This is a genomic window from Thermoproteus uzoniensis 768-20 (assembly GCF_000193375.1).
Lineage (GTDB): Archaea > Thermoproteota > Thermoprotei > Thermoproteales > Thermoproteaceae > Thermoproteus > Thermoproteus uzoniensis_A.
In genome coordinates, this window is record NC_015315.1 from 979,928 (window position 1) to 1,003,176 (window position 23,249).

The 23,249-nt window shown below is 63.0% G+C and carries 28 protein-coding genes and 1 tRNA gene; 16 read left to right on the forward strand and 13 right to left on the reverse strand.

Going from position 1 to position 23,249, the window contains the following annotated elements; genetic code table 11:
* Position 1 precedes the first annotated feature (1 nt).
* Genes TUZN_RS05440 through TUZN_RS05455 form a run of 4 tightly spaced genes read right to left on the reverse strand, consistent with a single transcriptional unit; the run spans position 2 to position 3,653 of the window.
* Positions 2-1,699: a SelD-related putative sulfur metabolism protein gene (locus TUZN_RS05440; RefSeq protein WP_013679950.1), complete on the reverse strand. Its 1,698-nt coding sequence runs from the start codon at positions 1,697-1,699 to the stop codon at positions 2-4.
* On the reverse strand, positions 1,696-1,932 hold the full coding sequence (locus TUZN_RS05445) for a sulfurtransferase TusA family protein (protein WP_013679951.1): 237 nt from the start codon (positions 1,930-1,932) through the stop codon (positions 1,696-1,698). Before TUZN_RS05445 ends, TUZN_RS05440 begins: the two co-directional genes overlap by 4 nt.
* Positions 1,933-1,982: 50 nt before the next feature.
* A complete protein-coding gene (locus TUZN_RS05450; RefSeq protein ID WP_013679952.1) occupies positions 1,983-2,987 on the reverse strand; it encodes a hypothetical protein in 1,005 nt (334 codons plus the stop codon).
* A gap of 36 nt (positions 2,988-3,023) precedes the next feature.
* Entirely contained in the window at positions 3,024-3,653 is a 630-nt protein-coding gene (locus TUZN_RS05455; RefSeq protein WP_013679953.1) for an SGNH/GDSL hydrolase family protein, read from the reverse strand.
* 109 nt (positions 3,654-3,762) lie between these two features.
* On the opposite strand from TUZN_RS05455, the gene TUZN_RS05460 reads away from it, so the two are divergent.
* Positions 3,763-5,052 carry a DNA double-strand break repair nuclease NurA gene (locus TUZN_RS05460; RefSeq protein ID WP_052886114.1) on the forward strand — a complete coding sequence of 430 codons (1,290 nt, stop codon included), beginning with the start codon at positions 3,763-3,765 and terminating at the stop codon, positions 5,050-5,052.
* Here TUZN_RS05460 and TUZN_RS05465 read toward each other — a convergent pair whose 3' ends face one another.
* Positions 5,053-5,862, reverse strand: a complete 810-nt coding sequence (locus TUZN_RS05465) for a ParA family protein (protein WP_013679955.1) — start codon at positions 5,860-5,862, stop codon at positions 5,053-5,055.
* Between the two features lie 180 nt (positions 5,863-6,042).
* Between TUZN_RS05465 and TUZN_RS05470 the strand changes: the two genes are divergently transcribed.
* The gene (locus tag TUZN_RS05470; RefSeq protein ID WP_013679956.1) at positions 6,043-6,699 is read left to right on the forward strand and encodes a PD-(D/E)XK nuclease family protein; all 657 of its coding nucleotides are present in this window, start codon (positions 6,043-6,045) and stop codon (positions 6,697-6,699) included.
* 210 nt (positions 6,700-6,909) lie between these two features.
* Positions 6,910-7,365: a hypothetical protein gene (locus TUZN_RS05475; protein WP_237698192.1), complete on the forward strand. Its 456-nt coding sequence runs from the start codon at positions 6,910-6,912 to the stop codon at positions 7,363-7,365.
* Here the strand turns inward: TUZN_RS05475 and TUZN_RS11045 are convergent.
* Positions 7,344-7,457: transfer RNA gene (locus TUZN_RS11045), tRNA-Gly, on the reverse strand. The two genes, TUZN_RS05475 and TUZN_RS11045, sit on opposite strands and share 22 nt — an antisense overlap.
* 535 nt (positions 7,458-7,992) lie before the next feature.
* Here TUZN_RS11045 and TUZN_RS05480 point away from each other — a divergent pair.
* Positions 7,993-9,186 carry an AAA family ATPase gene (locus TUZN_RS05480; protein WP_237698193.1) on the forward strand — a complete coding sequence of 398 codons (1,194 nt, stop codon included), beginning with the start codon at positions 7,993-7,995 and terminating at the stop codon, positions 9,184-9,186.
* Positions 9,164-10,537 carry a hypothetical protein gene (locus TUZN_RS05485; protein ID WP_013679959.1) on the forward strand — a complete coding sequence of 458 codons (1,374 nt, stop codon included), beginning with the start codon at positions 9,164-9,166 and terminating at the stop codon, positions 10,535-10,537. The genes TUZN_RS05480 and TUZN_RS05485 overlap by 23 nt, the downstream gene beginning before the upstream one ends.
* On the opposite strand, the gene TUZN_RS05490 is transcribed toward TUZN_RS05485, so the two are convergent.
* Entirely contained in the window at positions 10,483-11,058 is a 576-nt protein-coding gene (locus TUZN_RS05490) for a hypothetical protein (RefSeq protein ID WP_052886115.1), read from the reverse strand. The genes TUZN_RS05485 and TUZN_RS05490 overlap by 55 nt on opposite strands.
* Before the next feature lie 150 nt (positions 11,059-11,208).
* Between TUZN_RS05490 and TUZN_RS05495 the strand changes: the two genes are divergently transcribed.
* Complete coding sequence (locus TUZN_RS05495) at positions 11,209-11,619, forward strand: hypothetical protein (protein WP_013679960.1); 411 nt, start codon at positions 11,209-11,211, stop codon at positions 11,617-11,619.
* Positions 11,620-11,626: 7 nt separating this feature from the next.
* Here TUZN_RS05495 and TUZN_RS05500 read toward each other — a convergent pair whose 3' ends face one another.
* Both TUZN_RS05500 and TUZN_RS05505 read right to left on the reverse strand, forming a co-directional pair.
* Positions 11,627-12,553 carry a hypothetical protein gene (locus TUZN_RS05500; protein ID WP_013679961.1) on the reverse strand — a complete coding sequence of 309 codons (927 nt, stop codon included), beginning with the start codon at positions 12,551-12,553 and terminating at the stop codon, positions 11,627-11,629.
* Positions 12,550-12,732, reverse strand: coding sequence for a hypothetical protein (locus tag TUZN_RS05505; protein WP_013679962.1), 183 nt, complete (start codon positions 12,730-12,732; stop codon positions 12,550-12,552). The genes TUZN_RS05500 and TUZN_RS05505 overlap by 4 nt, the downstream gene beginning before the upstream one ends.
* Before the next feature lie 78 nt (positions 12,733-12,810).
* On the opposite strand from TUZN_RS05505, the gene TUZN_RS05510 reads away from it, so the two are divergent.
* Positions 12,811-13,968 carry a pyridoxal-phosphate-dependent aminotransferase family protein gene (locus TUZN_RS05510; protein WP_052886116.1) on the forward strand — a complete coding sequence of 386 codons (1,158 nt, stop codon included), beginning with the start codon at positions 12,811-12,813 and terminating at the stop codon, positions 13,966-13,968.
* Positions 13,969-14,014: 46 nt separating this feature from the next.
* The gene (locus tag TUZN_RS05515) at positions 14,015-15,232 is read left to right on the forward strand and encodes an MFS transporter (RefSeq protein ID WP_013679964.1); all 1,218 of its coding nucleotides are present in this window, start codon (positions 14,015-14,017) and stop codon (positions 15,230-15,232) included.
* Here the strand turns inward: TUZN_RS05515 and TUZN_RS05520 are convergent.
* Complete coding sequence (locus TUZN_RS05520; RefSeq protein WP_052886117.1) at positions 15,156-16,211, reverse strand: thermopsin family protease; 1,056 nt, start codon at positions 16,209-16,211, stop codon at positions 15,156-15,158. The genes TUZN_RS05515 and TUZN_RS05520 overlap by 77 nt on opposite strands.
* Before the next feature lie 54 nt (positions 16,212-16,265).
* Between TUZN_RS05520 and TUZN_RS05525 the strand changes: the two genes are divergently transcribed.
* Complete coding sequence (locus TUZN_RS05525; RefSeq protein WP_013679965.1) at positions 16,266-16,598, forward strand: thioredoxin family protein; 333 nt, start codon at positions 16,266-16,268, stop codon at positions 16,596-16,598.
* Positions 16,591-16,974 carry a hypothetical protein gene (locus TUZN_RS05530; RefSeq protein WP_013679966.1) on the forward strand — a complete coding sequence of 128 codons (384 nt, stop codon included), beginning with the start codon at positions 16,591-16,593 and terminating at the stop codon, positions 16,972-16,974. The genes TUZN_RS05525 and TUZN_RS05530 overlap by 8 nt, the downstream gene beginning before the upstream one ends.
* Here the strand turns inward: TUZN_RS05530 and TUZN_RS05535 are convergent.
* Positions 16,971-18,083: an MFS transporter gene (locus TUZN_RS05535; RefSeq protein WP_013679967.1), complete on the reverse strand. Its 1,113-nt coding sequence runs from the start codon at positions 18,081-18,083 to the stop codon at positions 16,971-16,973. The genes TUZN_RS05530 and TUZN_RS05535 overlap by 4 nt on opposite strands.
* A gap of 47 nt (positions 18,084-18,130) precedes the next feature.
* On the reverse strand, positions 18,131-18,943 hold the full coding sequence (locus TUZN_RS05540; RefSeq protein WP_013679968.1) for a thioredoxin domain-containing protein: 813 nt from the start codon (positions 18,941-18,943) through the stop codon (positions 18,131-18,133).
* 94 nt (positions 18,944-19,037) lie between these two features.
* Between TUZN_RS05540 and TUZN_RS05545 the strand changes: the two genes are divergently transcribed.
* The 6 genes from TUZN_RS05545 to TUZN_RS05570 are packed head-to-tail and all read left to right on the forward strand — an operon-like array spanning position 19,038 to position 22,085.
* Positions 19,038-20,066 (forward strand): AIR synthase family protein, encoded by a 1,029-nt coding sequence (locus TUZN_RS05545; RefSeq protein WP_013679969.1) that lies wholly within the window; start codon positions 19,038-19,040, stop codon positions 20,064-20,066.
* A 35-nt stretch (positions 20,067-20,101) separates the two neighbouring features.
* The gene (locus TUZN_RS05550; protein WP_052886118.1) at positions 20,102-20,437 is read left to right on the forward strand and encodes a DsrE family protein; all 336 of its coding nucleotides are present in this window, start codon (positions 20,102-20,104) and stop codon (positions 20,435-20,437) included.
* A 3-nt stretch (positions 20,438-20,440) separates the two neighbouring features.
* Positions 20,441-20,653 carry a sulfurtransferase TusA family protein gene (locus tag TUZN_RS05555; protein ID WP_013679971.1) on the forward strand — a complete coding sequence of 71 codons (213 nt, stop codon included), beginning with the start codon at positions 20,441-20,443 and terminating at the stop codon, positions 20,651-20,653.
* Positions 20,650-21,336 carry a GNAT family N-acetyltransferase gene (locus TUZN_RS05560; RefSeq protein ID WP_013679972.1) on the forward strand — a complete coding sequence of 229 codons (687 nt, stop codon included), beginning with the start codon at positions 20,650-20,652 and terminating at the stop codon, positions 21,334-21,336. Before TUZN_RS05555 ends, TUZN_RS05560 begins: the two co-directional genes overlap by 4 nt.
* A gap of 54 nt (positions 21,337-21,390) precedes the next feature.
* Positions 21,391-21,645, forward strand: coding sequence for a hypothetical protein (locus tag TUZN_RS05565; RefSeq protein WP_013679973.1), 255 nt, complete (start codon positions 21,391-21,393; stop codon positions 21,643-21,645).
* Positions 21,612-22,085 (forward strand): PIN domain-containing protein, encoded by a 474-nt coding sequence (locus TUZN_RS05570; protein WP_148678602.1) that lies wholly within the window; start codon positions 21,612-21,614, stop codon positions 22,083-22,085. Before TUZN_RS05565 ends, TUZN_RS05570 begins: the two co-directional genes overlap by 34 nt.
* 11 nt (positions 22,086-22,096) lie before the next feature.
* Here TUZN_RS05570 and TUZN_RS05575 read toward each other — a convergent pair whose 3' ends face one another.
* Positions 22,097-23,092: a pyridoxal-phosphate dependent enzyme gene (locus tag TUZN_RS05575; RefSeq protein ID WP_013679975.1), complete on the reverse strand. Its 996-nt coding sequence runs from the start codon at positions 23,090-23,092 to the stop codon at positions 22,097-22,099.
* Positions 23,093-23,249 lie beyond the last annotated feature (157 nt).

The following is a 23,249-nucleotide window of genomic DNA, read 5'->3' on the forward strand; positions in this document are numbered from 1 at the left end:
CCTACCTTATCTCGAAGTCCTTATAGGCGCCTTCTGCGGGCTCCCAGGCCAGCTCGGCCACTCTGCAGTTGAAGCGGGCGCAGAGCTCCTGCAGCAGCTTCTCTACTCTGTCCCTATCCCCTTCCACCACCAGCTCGACTCTGCCGTCGGGCAGATTGGCGGCGTAGCCCGTCAGGCCCAGCGCCCTCGCCTTAGCCCTAGCCGTCGGCCTGAACCCAATCCCCTGCACGTCGCCCTCGAGGTAGGCCCTCGCCCTGACGGCCTTCCCGGCGAGGCCTCCCAGCACTTGCGCCGCGCCGACTAGCTTCTCCCTGAGCTTCTCGCTGGAGATATACGCCAGCGCCTCCCTGGGCACCGCCAGCCTGCCCTCGCCTTTGCCCAAGACCCTCCCCACGACGGCGGGCCTCAGCCTGGGTATCTTGGACAGCTCGTCGAGCACCTCGTCGGCGAGCTTCTTGTGGAGGAATACAGCAATGGCGCCGTTGGTCCCAGCCGTGGCGTCCGGCATTATGAAGTTCTCCGCGGCGAATCTGGACACGGACGGGCCGAGGAGCGGCACGTCCCACAGCTCCACGTCGACGCCGGCCCGCTCGGCGACCTCCTTAAACACGAAGACGCCGGGCCCCGATATGTCTATGGTGGCCGCTATGTGGGCCTCGGGGTCGAACCTCTCGCCTAGGTCGGGCAGGTGGTCGTATATGACCCTCGCCACGTCCGCGTTGGGGGCCGCCATGAGCTCGAGAACCCTCCTCTTCTCCTTCTCGAACTGGTCCAGCGGCATGACGGACTTCTCGAAGGCCTTGAGGAGCTCCTCGTCGGTGTTCACGGCCACGTAGGTGGTGAAGTAGGCGAGCTCGCCGAAGGGTCTGGTCACCAGCACCACAAAGCCCTCGCCCAGCTGGCTGTAGTAGGTGGGGGGCTCTCTGTCGAGGCGGCCGTAGGCCGTGGCCCCCAAGAGCAGATAGCCTCTGCCCGGCTGCGGGGCCTCGACGAGCCTGCCCAAGGAGGCGGCGTGGGACTCCACCGCGGCCTTGACCCTGGCGCGGTAGGGCTCGGGGGCGTCGTAGACGGGCGCTATCTCCACGTCCTTGTAGACGCCCTTGACGTATAGGTCGTTGAGGGCGTTGTTGACGGCGACGGCCGCCTGTAGGGGCGAGTCGAAGTCCTCGGAGGGGTCTATGACCTGTATGGTGTCGTTGTTCGCCAATACGTAGCCCTCGCCCGGCTCCGCCTTGAGGAAGTCCACCATGAAGAACTCGGCGCCTTTCTTGGTGCTGACTATGGAGTGGCCCTTGCCCAGCCAGACCCTATGCCGCGAGGAGCCGAGGGCCTTGTACAGCCTCGCGGCGTATTCGGCGAATTTGGAGGGGGTGGCGGCCTTGGCCATGTATAGCTGGACCAAAACCACTGCGAGGTCTGGCGCGTAGGACTCGAGAAAGGCGGGGTCTATATGGGGATCCTCGGGGTCTAGGTACAGCCTCCTCAGCTCCGCGCCGGCCCCCCTCATTATCGCGGCGTCCTCCCTAGGCGCTATGACCAAGTTGAGCCTCCTCACGTCGTCTCTCAGAAGCTCCAGCGCGGGGTACAACACGTCGTAGAGATCCACCTTGACGGAGCACCCGAGCGATAGGGACTCCAGCGCTATCCCCGCCTCCCGGTAGAGCCGCACCCGCTCCCTGAACTTCTCGACGGGGTTCATCTCCTCCTTATGACTATCCTCCAGAGGCCCTCGCCGACCTGCTCCACGCCGACGACCTCGTGCCCCTCCCTCCTCGCTATGGCCGGGACGTTCTGGACAGACGGCGGGTTGTCGGTCAGCACCTCCAGCACCTCGCCGGGCTCCATGGACCGCAGAGCCTTGAGCGTGGCCAGCTGGGGGTAGGGGCAGACGTAGCCTCTGAGGTCCAACACCCTCCTCTTGACGAGCTCCATGTCCCGGATCTCGACCGGGGCCCTTAAACCCCGCGAAGAGTGCAACTATTTCACTCCTCGGCGACGGCGAGCCCCGACCTGTAGAGGAGATCTACGAGGTGTTCGTGGACCGGCCTCTGCCTCTCGGGGTAGAACACCTTGGCCCCCTCCTCGTACAGAAAGACGAACATGTCCCGCCGCCTCCTCAAGCCGGAGGATGGGGGACTGCCCCAGATAACGAAGACCTTGTTGACTCTGCCCCCTCTCGAGACGGATATGGGGACCGCTATCCAGGGACAGACGTAGACCTCGGCGCTACCCTCGGCGGTCCCGTCCATGGAGAGATACGCCAGCCCGCAACGGGACCTCTCGTCGAACTCGTACTCGCCGTGTAGGCCGAGCGCCGACGCCACGCGCCTCGCCCTCCTCTCCTTGAGCGAGAGCAGGGCCTCCAGGACTTGGTCCGGATAAGTCGCCGGGTTCACCACGAGGCCGTGCTCGGGGTCGTACGCGGCCAGCCTCCCCATCACGAGCCTAGACCGCGGCTTGGGTCCGTAGACCTCCTCGTAGAGCTCCCAGTCGGCGTCGCCGGCGACCTCGCCCTCTATTAAGGCCAGCGAGCTCTCGCCCAGCGCCGACAGCTCCCCCACGACGTCCACCTCCACGGCCGGACCTGACGCCATGTAGCGGCTCAGGAGGCCGGCCAGGTAGGGAGGCGCGGCGACGACGTCGTCGGAGAAGTGCATGGCGAGCCCCCAGCGTATCAGCCTCTCCAAGGCTTCCGGCAGCCCCAACAGGTCGAGCCCTATCCTCAACTGCCCCTCGACGGCCAAGCTCCTGGCGTATTTGGCGTAGAGCGCGGCGGTCCTCTCGTCGTCTACCCTCGACGAGACGAGCGCGGCGAGTTCCCCCGCCCTGGCCTCGGCCGCCTTCACGTCGTCCTCCCCGGCCCCCTCCGCGGCCTCCAGGAGGGCCCTCCAGCGGGGGCCGTACCGAGCCTCGAAATCCGCCTCGAGGACCTCCTCGGAGCCCTGGAAAACCGCCCTCTGGAACCTCGCCTCAAGGATCTCCGCCACTATACGGCCTTATCCGCGGTATTTTACCTTTGCCCCCTAGAACAACGAGTCGTAGGCCTTGAGGGCTATGAGCATGTGCCCCTTCCTAGTCGGGTGTACGGCGTCGGGGGCGAGCTCCTCCGCCGGCACGTGCTCCAGCAACCTCTGGAACTCGGCGTGTAGGTCCACGTAGAGAGTCGAGTACTCAGCGCTGAGCCTCTCCACGGCCTCGACGTAGTGGGGTATGACCTCGAGCACCTTTCTGCGGAAGGTGTCCATCGACTGCGGCCGCGCGACGTAGAAGGGGGACATCAACAGGAGGACGGCGTCGAGGCGCCTCGTCGTGGCCTCCAGGATCTCCCTATACGTCTCGTAGAAGCCGTCGGGCGAGAGCCCTTGGTCGCCGCCCAGATATCTGTGGAGGTCGTTTATGCCTATGAGCACCGACACGGCTTGAGGCTTAAGCGCCAGCACGTCGTCCTCCCACCTCTCCTTCAGATCGCGGACCGTGTTGCCGCTAACGCCCTTGTTGACCACGTTGAGCCTCAGCTCGGGCCTCCTCACGTCGACGAGGTCCTTGAAGAGCGCCACGTAGCCGTTGCCCAAAGGCGGCGCCGCGTCTCTCCTGCCGGAATCGGTTATGCTGTCCCCTATAAACACCACCGTGCTGTTCTTGTTCAGCCCCATGGCCGCGGCGCCGCCTCTACTTAAAACGGTTGCAGTACATCGAAAGTTTCTGCCAGCTCCCCTCCGGCCGCATAAGGAAGCCCTATATATCTGCTGTAGCCAATATGGCGTGGACCACTTCTTCGACTTGTTCGTCCAGGAGACTAGGGGGAGGATCGCCAAGTACGTGGAGTACCGGAGGTCCGAGCCCTCCCTGGACTTCCTCCTGTCCCGCATACCCGTCGAGAGGGCGCCGGAGGCCGAGGCCGATCTCCCCGCTGTTGCGGTGGACGGCGGGATAGGCGTGGTGGAGCTCGACAACGGCCACAAGATACTCCTGGCGAGGGCCGCCGCCGTAGGGAGGGGCATGCTGAAGCGCGAGTTTCTGGCCGACGTCCTCGCGGTAGACTCGTCGGCGGTCTCCTGGGCCTACTTAATAATGGCCGAGGCCCTCGCCGCCGCGGCGGCTGTGGAGGAGGGCGGCTTCGACTACCTCCTCATGGACGGCTCGCTCTACGCCAAGGCGATAATGCTCGCCCACAACTTGATACTGACTAGGGAGTTCCAGTCCATCTTCTACGTGCCGGAGATGATCGCGGCCCTCTACGCCCTCGCGCACCTCCTCGAGAGGGCGGAGGAGGCGGGCATCAAGGCGGTCTTCGTCTCGAAGGACAGCCGGTTCAAGGTGCTTAAGGAATACGCCGCGTTCGAGGCGCTGCGGGGGAGGCTGGACGACTACATAGTGGAGAGGGGGCTGAGGTGGTACTCGGTCATGTGGCTCAGGAGGTTCAGGAAGGCCATCTTCTCCGCCTACCAGAAGCTCAGAGGGGACCGAGAGGCCCAAGCCGCCCTCGACGCCCTCTTCAGGCAGTCGGTGGCGGACCCCGTCGTGCTGTGGCGCATGGAGGCCCGCAGCTACACGACCCCCATGCTCCTCGGCGCGTGCGACGCCTATATGAACTACAAGGGGCTGACGTCGGTGTCGAGGCTACTCGACGCAGTAGCGGACAGAGTGGAGGACGCCTTGGCCTTTAGAGGCGAGAGGACCGGCTCGGCCTCGGAGTATCTCGAAAAGGCCCGGAAAGCCCTGTCGACCCTGCCCAAAATACTCATGTTCTACCTAAAGCCGGCCCAAGGCTCCGAGCCTCTCCTGGTCGAGACCCCCCTGCCCAACAGCAGGATGTTCGACGGGGCGCCGGTGAAGGCGTTCTACCCACAAGCCTCAGTCGACGACGTGGTGTCGCTGCTCCTGGCCCAGTACAGAGACGAGGCGCACTACAACTACTGGCTCTGGTACGCCCACGAGGTCGCCTCCTTCAAGTCGGGGCAGCTGGCCGAATACGCCGTGTATATAAAACAGATGCTGAGAGGCGCCGGCGTGTCCACGGCCAGGAGAGTCAAGATGGCCATGGGCCTGTGATCAGTAGACGCTGAGCTCCACGCTCAGCCACTCCTTGACCTCCCTATAGAGGGAGTCCAGCTCCTTCCTGGCGTCCTTGTCCTTGACGTACTCCATGGCGGGCACTCTGGTGTAGGCGACTCTGTTGGCGACCGCGGTCTGGAACCTGGGGAGGTTGAGGGTGCGCTCCACTATCTTGTACGCCTCCCTCCCCTCCCTCGTCCTCACGTCCACCTTGTTTATGAGAACCCTCGCCTTGATGTCCACGGCGGCCTCGGCGACTTCGGCCAGCTTGCCGTACATCCTCCTGACCCGGGCCGGCTCCGAGCCGTAGGGGTGGGTCACCACCACAATCTTGTCGGCGGTGTAGGCCGCCGTGAGGGTATAACGCCTCTCGTAGAAGGGGAGCGTGTCCAGCAGAACCACGCCCCACCTGCCGGCGCCGGACCTCTCCAGGAACTCCCTGACAACCCTCTCGGGGCTCGGCCTGCTGCCGGAGAACCACGCTATGCCCATGGCGTCGCTGAGGGAGTCCCCGCCGGGCACGAGACTCGCCCTATACCTCCCCACGTTCACGGCCACGACGTAGTCCGCGAGGTCGACCTCCTGCCCCTTCATGAACTTAAGCAAGGCGTCCCCCACGGTCCTCCCCTCGGCCTCCAGCTCGCCGACCCCGCCGTCGCCCAGCAAAGTCGCGCTCAGGCCGGCGCTGGGGTCCAGATCGACCAAGAGCACGTCGATCCCCTCCTCGAGGAACTTGTGGGCCAGATGCAGGGCCATCGTCGTCTTGCCTACTCCCCCGCTGGCGGAGAGAAAGGCTATCGTTGTCACTACAGACGACTGCTGTAAATATTTAACGGTATTCCACTGTCCGCGGCGCCTCACCCAGCGCAGACGCGCCCCAGGCCCGCGCGCCGCCGGTTGCAAGCGATAGGCCCACGGCGCGTTCAGCCGCGATGGGGCCATCACCGCACAAGCCAAAAGTTTTTAACGCGGCCGGCGTCTATTTTCGTGGGTCTTGATTGGGGTAGGCTTGAGGAGGTTGTGGAGAGGGCTGTGAGGAGGGCTAGGTCTGAGGAGCTGAGGGAAATGGCCGACGCGGTGAGGGCCCTCGCCGAGTATATGAAGACAGGCTTCCAAGAGGTTACCAGACAACTCGCCGAACAAGGCAAGAGGCTAGAAGCCCACGAAAAGTTGCTAGAGGAGCACGGCAGGAGGCTTGAGGAGCTAGGCAAGAGAGTAGAAGAGCTGACCAAGGCTGTGGCTGAGCTTAAGGTGGCTATGGGCTCTCTGGGCCGTAGGTGGGGGCGGGATCTGGAGCGTACCGTCTTGGAGATTTACCGGGATGCTCTTGAGAAGAGGGGGGTTGAGCCCGGGAGGGTGGAGAAGTTCGTCTATACAGACGTAGACGGCCGGTATCTGAAGCCGGGGGCGAGGATTGAGGTCGACGTCTATATTCGCGACGGGAGGACGTATCTCTTGGGGGTTAAGTCGCATGCGGAGCTTGAGGATGTGGAGTGGTTTGCCGAGAAGGCCCAGGCGGCGGAGAAGATACTGGGGAGGAAGGCAGACCGCCTCATAATAGTCGCCGTCAATATAGACAAAGAAGCGCTAGAGAGAGCAAGCCAGCTAGGAATAGACGCGGTGTACGGCGCCGTAATTGAGTAGCTTTACCTACCCAAAAAGTGGCCTCCCGACACGGCACAAGGGAGGCGGCTGTATCTAGAAACGCCATTCCTTCCCCATATCCCCTAGAGCGTCTGAAAGCCCTCCAAGCACGTCGAGTTTATACTCCTCTACGAGCTCCGCCGCGCCGCAGATCAGCCTCACCTCCGCCTCCAGATCCGTCCCGAGACAACGCCTCCCGATCTCCGCCGCGTGTCCCCACCTGCCGCGCTCCGCCGCGGAGCTCGCCGCCCAGCCCCCAGAGGAGTCTCCCAGGGGCTCAGGATATACTGCGGAGGCGGGCCCTGCGATCTGTCCCCCCTCTACATGCTGGCCCTCCCCCGCGGAGCCGCCGCGGTCGTCCGCGGGTACATAGACGCACAGCCCACAGCCAGGTGGGCCCCCGCCCCGCCCCCAGAAGGAGACCCAAAAGCCGGCCTAGACATACTGGCCGACCCCCGCAGAGCCCAGCTCCTAATAGCCCTCGCGTACGACAAGTCCAGAGCCACAAGGCAGAAGGCCTGCGCCCACGAGCTCTGGACCCCATGCCCGGGCCAAGCGCCGGGGCGCTACACCACAGCCGCCCTCCACGCCCTCAGACTAATAGCGCACTTCCTCCCAAGCGGGGAAAGAGAGGAGGAAACCGGTGGTGCGGCGGCCGGGATTTGAACCCGGGATCAACGGCTTGGCAGGCCGCCATCCCTAGTCGGGGCCCTTCATCCTCCGTCCGGGCCCCTTAAACCAGGCTAGACTACCGCCGCTCCCCTGCGGGACGGCGGCCCGCCATGGGCACACCACTCCTCCTTGTTTATAAGTTTTATGCCGGCGGCTAGTTGCATAGGGTGGCCTATTTTTCCTGTCTTGCGGCTATGTTGTATTAGGGTTTTGCGAGGCGTGTTTTGTAGTTTGGCTATGTATTTAAAGGGCTGATTCGTGGCTGATATGTGTAGGGGTTTTGAGGATTGTGCGGCTTTTTACGTAGAAGCTGCTGGCGAGGTGGATCATGTTGGTAAGTTTCTCTGGAGCCCTGCTGATGCGCGTTGGAGTGCGATGAAGAATATTAGGCCTGGGGATTGTGTTATTCACTATTTGACTGAGGAGGCTGGGTTGAAGGCTTTTGTAGGCGTGTCGAGGGTTAGTGAAGCGGCGAGGAGAGTTAGTAAGCAGGAGGGTTTGCGGCTTCTGAGCGGTGTAAATCTTGAATACTATAAGAGGTGGCTTGATAACTTTGACGAGTTTTATTTTGTCCCTCTACGTGGTTTTACCGAGTTTAGAAAGCCTCTGAAACTTGAAGAGGTGTTGAGGATATTGGGGGTGGCGCACCCGGTGTTGATTCCGCAGAACTATCTTAAGGAGGTGCCTGAACAATATGGGCGCAGAATTATTGAGATGGGGTGTGGTGGGGATGGCGAGGTCAGCGAAGGGCGTGTGGAGCTGGAGAGGTTTGTCGCCTTGCTTATGTTGGCTGGGAAAAACGTGTTGCTGGTTGGGGCGCCTGGGGTGGGGAAGACCGAGCTGGCGTTGAGGGCGGCTGGGTTTTTCACTTCATGCGAGCCGGAGGTCGAGGTCGGCCGCGAGGATTTGTCCTATGACGACTTGGTGGTTAAGTATGTTGTTTTGGAGGGGGGCCGGCTGGAGCGTAGGCTTGGTAGCCTCGCAAGGGCTGTCGCGCGTAGTTGGGATTCTATACGCCGAGGCACGGGGCCTTGCCACTTTGTTTTCGACGAGATTAACAGGGCTAACGTGGACGTGGCTCTTGGGCGCATATTCACTGCGTTGGACGTGGAGCATAGGACCCGTGTCAAGGTTTTCGACGGCTTAGTAGATCCTCCGTACATTCCGCTTTCGTTTAGGGTGATTGCTACAATGAACGTGGTCGATAGGGGACAGTTATTTAGGCTGAGTTTCGCGTTGTTGAGGCGGTTTGCCTATGTATATATGACTCCGCCCCATATTCGTCTAGAGCCGCAGCTGAATAGCCTTCCTAACGCAAAGCGGGATTTGTTTAGGCCCTATGCGGAGCGGGCTCTCCGCTACCTTGCTATGAGGGGTGTGTTAGAGGAGGACTTGGCCACCCTTGTCGTGCTGGGTTTGCCGGGGGTGGAGGAATTGTTGAGTGAGGCAGAGAGGCTGGGGTTGTTGGGGATTCTCGAGTGGGCGCTGGGGGCGGCTGACAGGCTGGGGCTTGAGGTTGGGCCCTCGATGGTGCTGGACGTATTGAGAGCGGTTGCGGTGCGTACGGCGGCTCCCACCTCTCTGAAGCTGAGCGACGAGGTGTTTGTGGACTACGTCGTCTCGTCGCTTGTTTTGCCCCACTTCGCCGCGGTGGCGCCGAGGGTTCGGCAGAAGGCCGTGCTGTCGGCGAGACAGCCTAGGGAGGTCAACGAGGTGCGGGATATGCAGGCGAAGATAAGTGGGTGGTTAGGGGAGCGTTCGCTTTCTAGTCGTGTAATGGAGGGCCTTCTCCATGAGCTCCCCGTTGAGGTGTGAGTGGAGGGAGGGGGAGGTCTTCTCGCTTAGTAAAAAGGCTAGGGAGTGCGGCCTGTCGGAGGGTGTTTTGAGACGTGTTGTGTTGGATCTCAGGGCGGCTTTGGGGGAGTATGGGAGGTTGCCTGGAGGAATTAGGGTGGACACTCCCCGTCCCGATGTCCGGGGATCCGAGGTCTTTGGGGGGTTCTGGGTGGGGGTTTTCGACGTTGCGGTGGACGGTGGGGGCTTGGTGAGGGTTGTGGTCCGTCCTAGGGTGAAGAGATACGGCGCTATGATTGAAAAGGTGGGTAGTGTTCTCGGCGGCTTGGCTTGGCTGTTCCCGGCGGCGGCTGGGCTCTACGCCTCCGTGCCCAGGCTGGCTGTGTACGTCGACGCGGTGCGACGTCTATACGAGGCCTACCTCTTGGCCTCTAGGGAGCCTAAGTTTTTGACTAGGCGGGTAGTTGGTGCTGGGGGGTCTGTGGGGATTGACGAGGGCGGGTTCTACGCGTTTAGGAAGCAGAGAGTGAGAAACGCCGCGTTGGCTAATTCCGTGGTGTTGGCATTGAGGAGGGTCGTGGAGGCTGTAGAGGGGGCGAGAGGTTTGGCGGAGGATCTCCCGGGGGATGTTAAGGGGATTGTTGAGGCGTATCTGTCGGCGTTGGAGCGAGGGGCGGCTGCTGTGCTCGAGGAGCTCGGCGACTTGACCGGCTGGGTTGATGGGGAAGAGCTGGGTCCTTACTGGCACCTCGCGGCTAGGGCGGTGGCGAGCTCTCTGTGGGGCCGCGAGGCTGAGGGCGTGGGGAGGTACGTCATGATCCCCAGCACTAAGCTCTACGAGCTTTATGTCTACTCGCTGTTTGTGGAGAGGCTCAGGGGGTTTAGGGCTTGTGGAGAGGGTAAGGGGATCGCAGGCGGCATGTGTATCGAGGGGGCGGCGTCGTCGGTGGACGGCGCGTCTTGTAAAGCATTTGCACGGCTTTACTTCAACGTTGCGCCTAGCTCGCGGCTGGTTAGAAGGCTGTCTCGTAGAAGGCCTCGGCCCGATACGGCAGTCGAGGCGGCTGGGTCAATTGCCGTGGTTGAGGCTAAGTACAGGTTTTTGAAGAGTGGGCGTCTTCCTCTACCCGACTCGCTTAGGTTGGTGGCGTATCTAGCGGACGTGGCGAGAAACCGCCGTCTTAAGGCCGTGCTGGTGTCTCTGTCCAGGCCTGAGGACTTAACGGGGCCTCTGACCGCCAAGATCGGCGACGGCGTCGAGGCCAGCGTGTACTACGCGGGGGTTAACCCTGACGACTATGAGAAGATGGGGGCTGGCTACGTTGAGGAGGAGGTGAGGAGGGCGATTGCCTTTGCTATATGCGAGCCGTAAGTAATGCATGTTGGCGGCACCTCCTTGATGAAGATGTCTACGGCTCTCTTTACGAGCTCGGTATATTCTCCTAGTTCGCCTCTGGAGATAGTTGCGCAGAAACCTGCCTCGTCTTCCCTAATCTCCCACTTCTTTACGTAGCACAAGGCAATGGGGAGGGCGCCTAGTAGTTTTTCCTTCACACCGTCGAGGCACCTCTTGATGTACTCGCCGAGCGGAGTTGGGCTGGCCGCTACGTCTCTGTGCCAGTCACATCCCTTGCCTATTGTGATTACGCCTAGACGGCGTAGGTCGTTGTATATCAACGCGCGGAGATCTCCGTAGAAGTCTTTCCCCAGCCCCATGCTCTCTACCACCAAATCTACTGTGCTTACAACTTGAACCTTTTTCAGAGAGTCGAAACTGAGTACGTACTTTATAACTTTGCCGAATAACGAGAAGAGTCTATCGTCGCCGAGTTTGTTATATGTAAGCAGGCTCCTAGGGTCGTACCTTGCGCAGTCTGCAGAATCACGCCCCATATGAAATCGGCCTTAGCAGCTTAAAAATAGTGAGGACCTGCGGTTTTCTCGTTTGCGACCTATCATTGCGAAGACGGCGCGAGGTGGGGGGCTCGGCCGCGGGCCGGCCGAGCGGCGGTAAGTATTTTAACGCCGGCCTGCACGCCCCACGTGATCGGGTCTATAAAGTTTAGGGTGGAGCGGCGCGTTGACGACGTGGAGGGCGTCTGGCGCCGGCTTTCTAGGCTGGAGGATATGCCTAAGTACTGGGGCGGCCACAGGCGGGTGGAGGTGCTCGGCGTCAGTTCGGGCATTTATTCCCTGAGGATAACGTTCGCCTTCCCCGGCCCCCTCAACACGGGGTACGCCGAGGCGGCTGTCGACGAGGCCAGGCGGGAGGTCTTGCTGAACTACATCAGAGGCCCGTTCACCGGCGTTGTGAGGAACTCCGTCGCCGGCGGCGTCTTGGCGAGCGATTGGGACATCGTGCTGAGCCCGCTGTTTGTCCCCCTGAAGCCTTGGGTGTCGTCCCACTTCCGGAAGGGGGCGGAGCACGCGCTGGAGAGGCTCTCGCGCCCGTAGCGGCGGGCTAGGAGGACCAGACGGCGGCGTAGAACGGCATCTCTCTCAGCAACAGCTTCCTCCTTCTGAGGCCCGCCGCCTCTAGGAGGGCCTCCACCTCGCCGCGCGAGAAGACGTGGAGCGCGCCCGCGGCCGTGTTTATGGCTAGGAAGCCGGGCATAGTCTCGACGACGGGCTGGCCGACGTAGAAGAGGGCGCCGGGAGCCGCCTTCTTCAGACACGCGACTTCCTTGGCCGGGTCGGGCATCCAGTGGAGCGAGTTGAAGAGGAGGACTTCCCTGACCGAGAGCCGGCCCAGCGCCTCGGCGACCTCGCACGCCGATGAGGCCAGGAAGACGCATATGCCGGAGCCGGGGCACTGCCCGACGCTGACGCCGGGCGCCGCCTCCAAGAGCGCCTCAGCCGCCTCATCGCTCTCGGCGTAGCCCGCGTAGAGCTCGGGGGCGTATTTGGCGTATATATCGACGGCGTTGTGGCCGCGGAGCGGGGCCTCGAGGACTCTCCTCCCCTCGAAGCCGGCGGCCTCTAAGAAGTCGTCTCTCCACAGCTTGTACCACCCCTGCGCCTGCATGGACTCGAGGATCAGCGCGGCCGCCTCGGCATCGCCTCTGAGGATTTTCGGGAAGGCTCTGTCGAAGGCCTCGTGCAGGGCGAGCCACTCCTGCGCGTAGGGCCCCCTCGGCCTCTTGGGCTGCTCGACCCTCTTCGCCGGCCTGCCCTCCTCGTCTACATAGCCGTGGTGGAGCAGGGATCTGTACAGAGCTCTGGCGACTGGCAAGTCCGTCGCGCCGGCCGCCTTCGCGTCGAGCCACCACTTCAAGGCGTACCAGACGCTCCAGCGGAGGGCGTTGACCATATCGCCTATCCCGCCCGCGCCGGCCAAATAGCCTCTGAACCTCCTCAATATGGAGAGGGCGTCGAGGAGCGACATCATAGGCACTTCAATATGCCCATCCTCTCCAGTCTGACGAGCAGGAGGCGGGTGGAGGCGTCGACGCAGGGACAGCCCAGCGCCTCGAGGACCCTCCTCTGAACGTCCTCCGGAAGCGCGGAGAACCTCTCCCAGTCGGCCACCTCGCAGTCCAGCCGCTCCCGCCTCCTCTGCGCCAACATATGTCGTTACTGGGGATCGGCCCTATATGGCTTATTACACGGGCGGATAGAATATATAGCGGTGCCCCGGGGGGCTACATGCGGCGGTACACCGACAGGTTTATACTGACGCCTGGCCCCACTGAGATACCCCACAGGGTGAGGGCGGCATTGATCAGGGAGACCACGAACCCCGATCTGGACCCCGGCTTCCTGGACCTCTACAACTCGGTGAGGGCTAGGCTCAAGAGACTCGTCGGCGCCGAGAAGGGCGATCTGTACATCTGGGTGGGCGAGGCCATGCTGGGGCTCGACGCGGCCGTGGCCAACACGGTGAGGGAGGGCACCAAGGTCTTGGTCATAGACAACGGGGTCTTCGGCGAGGGCTTCGCAGACTTGGTCAAGCTCTACGGCGGGCGGCCGGTGACCCTCGGCCTCGACTGGCGGAGGTCGGCCGACCTCCACGCGGTGGAGAGGGCGCTGGAGCTGCACAAGGACGTGGAGGTGGTCACGCTGGTCCACTGCGACACGCCGTCGGCTCTCCTGAACGACTTGAGGGAGCTGGGGAAGGTCGTGAGGTCCTTCGGCCCGCTCCTCGTCGTCGACTCGGTCTCCGCCGTGGGGGCTACCGAGATAAAGTTCGACGACTGGGGGATAGACGTCTTGATCGGAGGCAGCCAGAAGGCCTTGAACGTGCCCACGGGCTTGACCATATTCGCCGCCAGCGAGAGGGCTTGGGAGAGGTTCAAGGCGGTGGGCCGCGGCTCCTTCTACCTCAACCCCATGTTGTGGAAGGAGATGCTGGACGGGCGGGGGGTATTCCCCTACACGTTCTCCGACGTGTTGCTCTACGCCCTCGACGAGGGCCTCAAGATGATATTCGAGGAGGGCCTCGACTCTGTCTACGCCAGGCACGAGGCCGCGAGGAGGGCCGCGAGGGCCGCCCTTGAGGCCATGGGGCTCCAGCCGTACACCGCCGACGTCTCCTGCACCTGCCCCACCGTCACGGCGTTCGCGCCGCCTCCGGGCATAAGGCCGGCCGACGTCAGGAAAATCGCCTGGGAGAAATACGGCGTGATGATAGCCGGGAGCTGGGGCAAACTGGAGGACTCTGTGCTCAGAATAGGCCACATGGGCGTCCAGGCCTCCTACGCCCACCTCGCGCTGGCCTTCTCGGCTCTGGGCAGAGCGCTTGCCGATCTGGGCTACAAAGCCGACGTAGGCGCCGCCCTGGAGGCCATAGCGGAGCGTTTCTAGTCGGCTTTCATCTACAAAGCTTTTTAATGCCGGACCATCAAGGCCCATGAGGAGGCTCTCGGCGACCTATCTCCCCGTCCTCGTGGCGCGCGTAGGCTCCGGCGCGGGCGCCGCCGTGACCTCCTTCCTATTCCCCGGCCAGGAGCTGGCGGTCGGCGCCATCCTCGCCGTATATCCCCTGCTGGAGGCCCTCGGCTCCTTTGCGGCGGGCCGGTACGCGGATAGGTTCGGCCGGCGGCCCGCCATGATTCTGGGCTACCTCGCCAGGCTCGCCGCCACGGCCCTCATGTACCCCGCCTTGGTCTGGGGAGCTGGCCCCCTCGCGGTGGGGGCGCTCAACGCCGCGTCGGGCTTCTTCACCGCCTTCATCCTGGTGTCGTCCCTCGCCATGGTCACGGACCTGACCGACGCGGGCAATAGAGGCCTCGGCATGGGGGCCTTCGAGCTGGCTAACCTCGGCGGCTACGCCGTGGGCTACGTGATAGGCGCGGCCCTCTTCCAGACGCTCGGCGGCGCCGGCTCTTTCGCCGTGCTGGCCGCCTTCACTGCAGTCCTGACGCCGTTCGTGTTGGCCATGGCCGAGACCGCCCCCGTCAAGGGACTCTCCATACCGCTCAACCCCTTCAAGGGCCTTCCGCCGACCACTTGGCCGGCCATACCTCTCTGGTTCGCGCTGACGACGTTCATAGGCATGGGCATATACTCCGGCCGGGCTATAGCTAACGCCCTCTCGGCCTCGTCCAGGCTCGCGCACGTCGAGTCGGGCCTCTTGCTCTCCGGCGCGCTTATCGTCGTGGGCCTGGGCGCTGTGCTCTTCGGGCGCCTCTCGGACAGATGGGGCAGGGAGAGGACGCTGAATCTGGGCATAGCCGGCGTCATGTCGGCGCTCGCGATGCTAGCGCTCCTCCTCGGCGTGGGGCTCCCGCCGCTGTTGGCGGTTGCTCTGGCCTCCCCTCTGGTCTTCCTGGCCTCCGCCATAGCGCCTTCCGTCCTGGCGATAGTCGGCGATAGGGCGCTCATAACCATGAGGGGCACCGCCATGGGCCTCTACAGCGTCGTCCTGGGCGTGGGGATGGCGCTGGGGGCTATGGTGGGCGCGGCGTCCGCCGTGGCGCTCGGAGGGCTTCTGGGCATAGTCCTGGCCGCCCTCGCCATATTCTCGACAGCCACGGCGCTCTACTTCGCGCTCAAGGTCGCGACGGCGAGGATACGTAGATATAACGGCGATAGACCGGCGAGCTCCCCGCGTACAGAACGGCCGTGATATTGTAGGAGCCGGGCCCCAGGACGGCCGGGGCGTATCCGAGGCGCGTCCCGTTGACGAACAGGGCCCAGTCGCCGTCGGGCGGCGTCAGCAGCACGGCGGGGCCCTGCGCCGTCCAGACCACCGAGATCTCCGGGCGCCAGAGCAGATACACGGCCGATCTGCCCGCCGTCTGCACTACCGTGTCGCCGTAGGCGTACTCCGCGAGGCCCTCCGCCGCGCTTGTCCTCTCGGCGGTGACGGGGTTCGCGGAGCCGGAGTAGGCGCACGGAGGGGCGTACCAGCGGCCGCCGCGCTCGTAGAGGAGCCGCATCCAGCCGCTCCACTCGGTTATCCGGGCCGTATAGCCCTCCCGCGGACCTGCGACCACCCACTCGAGCTCCTCCCCGGGCCCCACGCGTATGCCGAGCCCTCCGCCCGGGAGCTCCACCGAGTCGTAGAGCCGCCAGCCCCCGCCCGTGGAGTAGTAGAAGTAGATCGAGGACCCGTTGACCGCTATCATGAGGCCGATGGACGCGGGGAGGCCTAGATCCCCCACCGTCAACGAGCTCTGGTAGAAGGAGACCGCGCGCCCGCCGGCCGTGTACCTCACTACGTTCCCGCCTCCTCTAGCCTCCATCGACCCGTAGTCGCTTACGTTGAAGACGTAGTCGGCCACCGTTATCCGGTAGCCGCCGTCCGCCTTCGCTATCAACGCGACGTTCTGGACCCAGTAGACGGCCTCCGGCGACTCCACGAAGGCGTTGAGCTGGATCGAGACGGCGTTGACTATCGCCCCGCCGCCGACGGAGTAGAAGTCGGCCCGCTCTATGTAGGCGAGCCCCATTACGCCTTCGGCCGTGTAGCTGTAGGACGCGCCGCCGCAGGTCCCCGCGTCGACTATGCCGACGACGGAGGCCGCCGGGGCGTCCAGCCAACGGGCGGCCACCACGGCTATTAGGGCCAGCGACATCACGGCGAGCGCCGCCGATCGGCTCACGGGGAGGCGTGGGGCCCCGCTTAAATATTATATAGCCGCGCGTTCTAGGGGCCGGTGGAGTTCATCCTCGTAGCAGACGACCAAGCGCTGGACGAGGCGTTGGCCAGATGTAGGCTGGCCGTGGTCTTCTTCAGCGGACGACAATGCGCCGTGTGTATAAACTTCGAGCGCATGTTGAGGTCCATATGCAGAAGCTACAAGGGCATCTGTTGCATAAAGGCGTACTCCGAGTCGGTCCTCGCCCACGTGAAGCAGCTCGGCATCGCCGGGGTCCCAAGCCTTGTGGGCTACGTAGACGGGAGGCCGGTGGCAAGATCGATCGGGCTCCCCTACGCCCCCGCCGTCAATATGTTCATGACGTCTCTGCTGAGGGCGGCCTATGGATAAGGTCGTCGCCGTGTTGAGGCTTCTGGCTAGGGCCTATCTGATAGGCAACTGTTGGTACTGCGCCGATCTTTTGGGCAAGCTCTCGTCGGGCGGAGGCGATGCCGTGTCGCTCCTCCTGGAGGCCTACAGGCTTGCGTCCACTATATCGGCCCAGAGGCAGAAGGTCAGCGGAGTCGAGTGTTGCCTCGCGGCGCCGTTGAGGCAGGGGCTGGAGCCGGAGGTCTGCCAGATATACGGCGGCGTCGTCGCGTCGGGGGTCTGTTGCCTCGTGTGCGGGGATCTGCCAGACGAGGAGGAGTATTTGGAGGCGGCGAGGGCGGTCGCGGAGTCGGGCCTCGTCGGGAGGGCCGCGGCGGCTGCCCAAGCCCCCTCCTAGAGGAGGAAGAGGAGGGAGGAGCCCAGCCTCGCGAAGGCGGTGCCCACCAACATCCTCCTTATCAGCTCCTCGTTGTAGTTGCCCATGTAGGCCAACACCGCGCTGGACAGCTCGGCCCCGGCGGCGGCCCCCAGCGCGTTGACCAAGTTGAAGTAGCCTATGGCCCTCCTCCTGTCCTCGGCGTTGTCCACCACGTAGGCGAAATAGGCTATGTTGGATATGGAGCCCCCGAAGCCGTAGAACAGATAGGCCGCGTATATCTGGTAGACGTTTGTGGCGACTCCGTAGACGAGGGGCCATATCATGAAGGTGGCCCTGCCTAGGAATAGGGAAAGCCGCATGTGTCTGTCCACGAAACGGCCCATGGCTCTCTGGAAGGCCAAGTTGGAGGCCACAGTAATTATCTGGACTATGGCCACCTGGAGGCCGGTCATGTGGAATACGTATACCTGCGCCAGCGGGAAGAGAGGCCACGCGAAGGACCAAGTCACCATGAAGACGAAGTTCTCAGCGTAGAACTTCAACAGCCTTCTGCCGACGCCGCCTCGCGGGGCGCGGGGCCCCTCCGAGTAGTCTATGCCCAGCTTGTAGAGCTGGGCCGTGTTGGCCGCGGTCAAGGCCGCCGCCGCGTAGAGGGCCAGCCTAATCGCCAGGGGGTCGTCGCGTATCAAGAAGCCGGTTATCAACGTGGCCACGAGGCCGCCGAGGGTGGAGTAGAAGGAGAACTCGGCGAGAGATATCCCCCTCCTCTCCCTGCTGTACTGCTCCATGATGAGGGACCAGCCGTAGCCCGAGATCCCCAGAGATGCGGTAACCACAGCGTACATGGCCGTATAGGCCGCGTGCACCTCGGCGAACGCCGCCATGAGGACCAAGGCAACGGCCGACGCGGCGTTGGCGAATAATATGAGCTTGAGCGGCCGCCACCTCCTAAACGAGGCGAGAAACGCCGATATGTTGTTGAAGACCGTGCCCGCCGACGAGACGACGCCGAGCAACAGAGGCGGCACGCCGGTCGAGGCAGCCACGAAGCTCACGAAGGGGCTGTAGAGCGAGTTGGCGAAGTTCTGGAGGGCGGAGTATAGGTACAGCCTCCTCAGCACCGACACGGCCGCCTGCGGCTACGCGCTTATATATTTTTCAACCTATTGAAAAATCAGCTACTGTATATGACGAAGAGCGGGGTGCCCAGCATGTCGCTGGGTATGCCTAAAGCCTTGGCCTCTGCCGCCACCGCGTTGTCGGCGCTCTGCACTATGTCGACCAGTTGCGAGCCCGACGCGTTCACGACGCACTGCGGATATTGGGAATTGATGTAGGAGAGCTCGGCCAGAGGGTATACGTTCAGCGCCGTGGCGTTGCCTGTCTGGAGGTAGTTGGCTATGTACATCGCCGCTATTCCGTATATCGTATGCAGAGCGTCTAGAAACGCTGTGCTTCCCGCCTTGTTGTATATGCAGGGGAGCGCCAGCCATGCCTCAACGCCGGCGGCGAACGCTTGGGGCGGCCCCTGTTGCAAATAGCCGATCACGTGCGTCGGGAAGTAGCGCACGGCGTAGAGGACCGTGCCGTTCTGGATGTACTGATTGAGGAGAGCGCCGTACTGGGCGTCGAACAAGGCGCAGTATGGGCATGTCGGGTCGAGGTACTCTATGACTACCACCTTCGCGTCCTTAGACCCGACCAGTAGGGACGTCGACGTCAAGTTCTTGAGGTACTGCAGTTGCTGGCGTGACAGCTTGGCGCCGACGCACATGGGCTGGCCTTGGTAGGTCACGGTGCTCTGGAGCTGGCCCGACTCCGCCAGCTGTATCGCCTGGAAAGGCGCCGGCGAGAAGCCCGCGCAGAAGTAGGCTATGCCGGAGCTCTGCGGCTGGCCCGATCCGCCCCGCAACACGAGGAAGTACGCCAAGACGCCGCCGAGGACGACGACGGCGGCCGCTATTACGGCTACCGCGAGGACCTTCATGGTCGCTGGGCGTCTCCATCTATAAAAATCTTCCCCGCAACGGGCTCGACCGGCTCATTTCAAAAGTTATATATGGAATCCGGATTTGTGGCTTATGAAGCTGGGCAAGATAACGCGCGACGTCTTCGACTCGGTTATATACCCCAGGCTGGGCGCCAAGAGGCCCGACGTGTTGGTCCCGCCGCAACACGGAGTCGACGTGGGGGCGATAGATCTAGGCGACGGGCGGGTTTTAGTCGTCAAGACAGACCCCGTGTTCATAGTGCCCCAGTTCGGCTTCAAGAAGGCGGCGTGGTTCGCGGTGCATATCCTCGCCAGCGACGTGATGACGTCGGGGATCCCGCCGCAGTACGCCGCCATAGACCTCAACTTGCCCGTGTCCATGACGGACGAGCAGTTCGCCGAGATGTGGGAGGGCCTCCACGAGGCCATGGCGGAGATCGGCGTGTCGGTTGTCGCTGGCCATACGGGCCGGTACGAGGGCACCGACTACCCCATGCTCGGCGGCTTCACGATGTTCGGCATAGGGCCCAAGGAGAGGCTGGTCACGACGAGGGGGGCTAAGCCCGGCGACCAGATAGTGATGACCAAGGGGCCGGCTATAGAGGCCACCGCCCTGCTCGCCAACTTCTACCCCGACTACTTCAAGGCCAGGCTGGCCCCCGACGTGTTCCAGGAGGCGTACGACCTCTACTGGCAGATGTCCTGCTGGCGCGACGGCCTCATAGCGTCGAGGATCGGCGTCCACGCCATGCACGACGCCACCGAGGGAGGCGTCTGGGGCGCCTTGGTGGAGATCGCCGAGGCGAGCGGCGTCAAGATAGAGGTGTACGAGGAGCGGCTGTTCGTCAAGAGGGCAGTCGCCGAGCTGACCAAGGCCGTGGGCATAGACCCCTGGAGCTCCATATCGGAGGGCACCTTGATAATAGCGACGGACAGAGGCGAGGAGGTGGTCGAGGCGCTCAGGAAGGAGGGGATAGAGGCCGGCGTGATCGGGGAGGTTAAGGCCGGCGGTCCCGGCGTGGTCTTGAGGAGGAGGGGCGGCGCCGCGGAGCCCATAGCCCACCCGCGCGAGGACCCGTTCTGGTACGCCTTCAGCAAGATAGGGCAAATGTTGCACTGACCGCGCTGTTTTTCTCCCCATATCTGGGAAGATCCGTGCAGGGGGTGATATTGGAGGCCGACGAGCCCGAGAGGCTCTACGCCTTCGCGACGTACGTGGCCACGCTGGTGGCGCGCGGCGAGCCTGTCGCGGTCTTCGTCACGGGGAGGGCCGTCAAGGCCTTCTCCAGACAAGGCTACGCCGGGCCGGACCTGCCCGAGTCGATGGACTGGCGGAGGATATTGGCCGACGCCAAGGAGCTCGGCGAGGTTAAGATCTACATATGCGAGACGGTGGCCAAGGCCTACGGCGTCTCCGAGTTCTGGCTGGCCGACGGGGTGGGGTCCATGTTCAGCTTCCTTGAAAACGTAAATAGCGTAGTCGTCTTCTAGCGCATGGAGGAGATAGACGTGAGGGGCAAGGCGTGTCCCGACCCCCTTAAGGAGGTGGCGGCGAGGCTGGCGGCCGCCCCGCAGGGAAGCCAGTTCAGGGTGGTGACAGACGACTACACCTGTTATTTAATGCTCAGGAGGCTCGCCGCTCTCAACGACGTGAAGATACTGGGCGCCGAGGAGGGCGACGTATTCGTCCTCCTGCTCGAGAGATGATCGTGCGCAAGGCCCGGCCGGAGGACGTCCCGGCCGTAGCGGAGTTCACGAGGAACACGTGGGAGTGGGGCGACTACGTCCACAGGGAGTTCCCCGGATGGGTGGCCGACGGCACGGCGTACGTCGCCGAGCTCGACGGGGTCGTGGTCGCCGCCGCCCGCATGCTGGTCGTAGGCGACACGGCCTATTTCCAGGGGCTGAGAGTCCGCCCGGAGTACAGACGCAGAGGCGTCGGCAAGGCCGTCACAGAGCACCTAATAGACGAGGCGAGAGGCGCGGGCGCCTCGTTGGCCACCCTTATTGTGGCCGAGTGGAATAAGCCGAGCATATCGCTCGTCCAGAAAGTCGGCTTCGAGCCGGTCCTGGAGCTGTGGGGCGGCGTCCCCGAACGCGCGGAGCCGTCGAGGTGTCTAGAGGGCCGGGAGGCCGAGGAGGCCCTCGAAGAGGCCTTGGGCCGCACCGGCGGCTTCGCGTGCCTCCCCGACGATCCTTGGATCTGCGTGCGGGCCACCGCCGGGCTGTTGCTCGAGAGGGCCAGGCCCTGTGTGGGGGACGGCCTCTACGTCGGCCGTTTCTCCTTCGGCTCGGCCAAGGTCGGCTCGCAGGGGGACGTGACCGCTCTAAGGCCTGAGGGGTTCGCCAAGCTCTACGGCAAATACATCCTCTTCGCGTACCGGCTGTAGAGGCTCAGCCGCCTTTGTGGTAGAAACGTTAAATTATGGCGTGGATCGCCCTACGTGCAACTTGTCGAGGGAGAGTGCGTCGACGTCGCGGCGGTGACCTTAAGGCTGAAGACATACATCCAGCAGATGGTGGGATTCCTGCCGCCGAATTTCAGGGTCGTGAAGGCCGAGAAGGACGGCGGCGTCTGGAAGGTGGAGATATACTTCGTCTATATATCGGCAGTGTTGGGAGTGCCGCCTAGGGAGATCAAGGCCGTGGCGACCGTGGACGAGAAATGCCGCATCCTCGACTACAGAGAGGCGCAGTAGTAGACACCGGCTTGCTCGCCGCGCGCGTATTGTACCAGATAGGGGCGTTGCGCCAAGCGGTGGAGCTCGGCAGAGATGCGGGCGTCGGCGAGGATCTCTGGCTCTGCGCTCTGATAGCCGTAAGCTACGCAAAAGTCTACACGACGCCCTCGGCGTTGGCCGAGGCCCTTGAGGGGCTGGTGTCCAGGCGGTGGCCGTACGCCGCAGTCGCAGCCAGAGCCGCCGTCCTCCAGCTCAACTCGTCGGGAGATCTGGAAGAGATCCACGTGCCTAAAGCCGGCTTGTTTCCCGGCAGGCTGGGCCTCGTGGACGAATCGCTCGTCGCCGCCTCCTCGACCTTAGGCGTGCCGCTGGTGACGTACGACATGGAGCTGTGGCAGTATGCCCGGACGAGGACAGAGGTCTTGACTATATACGAGCTGTGCACTGGCGGGCTTTAGCGTAAATCCTTTTATTTATATTTCAATAGATCTAGGTATTTGTATATATCGTCTGGAAACACCATCAGGTAGACGCCCTCGGACCTACGCCGTAGGTATTCGAAGTAGACGGCGCCGGAGCTCAGGCCTGCGAGGAGGCCGTATCTTCTGGCCAGCGTCTTGATCCCCTCCAGCGCTTGCTCGAAAGAGACGTCCACGACCTCTGCCGGGACGTACTTTATCCACTTCATGCCGCTCTCGGTCCTCCTCAAGCCGGGTATCCAGTCGCTGGGCTGGACCGCTACGAGCCTGGCGCCGTACTTGGCGCCGAAGTAGAAGCCCAGAGCCGCCGAGTGGCCCGACGTGCCGGCGCCCGCTATGACGTAGCTCGGCTTGATCCCCCTCGACGAGAGCTGCCAGTCTATCTCGACGGCGGTCCGTATATGCATGAAGAAGTTGGCGTCGTTCTCGAACTGGTTGGTGTGGACTGCGCCCTTTGCGACGTCGCCTTTTATGTGCTCGAGGGCTTCTATGGTCATCGTGACGTCCAGCACCTCGTGTTCGACCCCCAAGACGTCCAGCACGGGCTCCACGTACTTCGCGGCAGAGGGGAGGTATATCTTGACCTTCTTCCCGAGGAGAATTCCCAAGACGCCGAGCGCGATGGCGACGTTGCCGCTGGAAACCTCAACCAGCCTATCCCCCTCGACGGACCTCACCAGGGCGTAGGTCGTCCTGTCCTTGATGCTTCTGCTGAAGGGGTTGTACCACTCGAGCTTTGCCCACGCCTCCCTGGGGGCCTCCCCGACCTTCAACAGAGGCGTAGGCCAGCCGCCCAACAACAGATCCAGAGGTCTGTCGTAGACGCGGCGGGCGTCGGGCTGGGGGTAGAGGTCCTCGACCCTCAACGTCTCGCCTGCTTTCACCTCTCTGAGGAACAGCGCCGAGAAGCAGCTTGCAGACGCCCCGTCGGCTACGTAGCGTCCCTCTCTGATGAACTTCTCGAGGTGGGGCAGACACTCGAGCACCCCGGCATGCCCCCGCACTCGCGTCTCCCTTAAAAATATTGTGTGTGCAAAAATAGCACTTTGCGAAAAATTTAATATATAGACTCGATTGTGCATACATGTGCACGCCTCCGAGTAAAGTAAAGAAGGAGGAGAAGAAAGAGAAAACAAATTAATA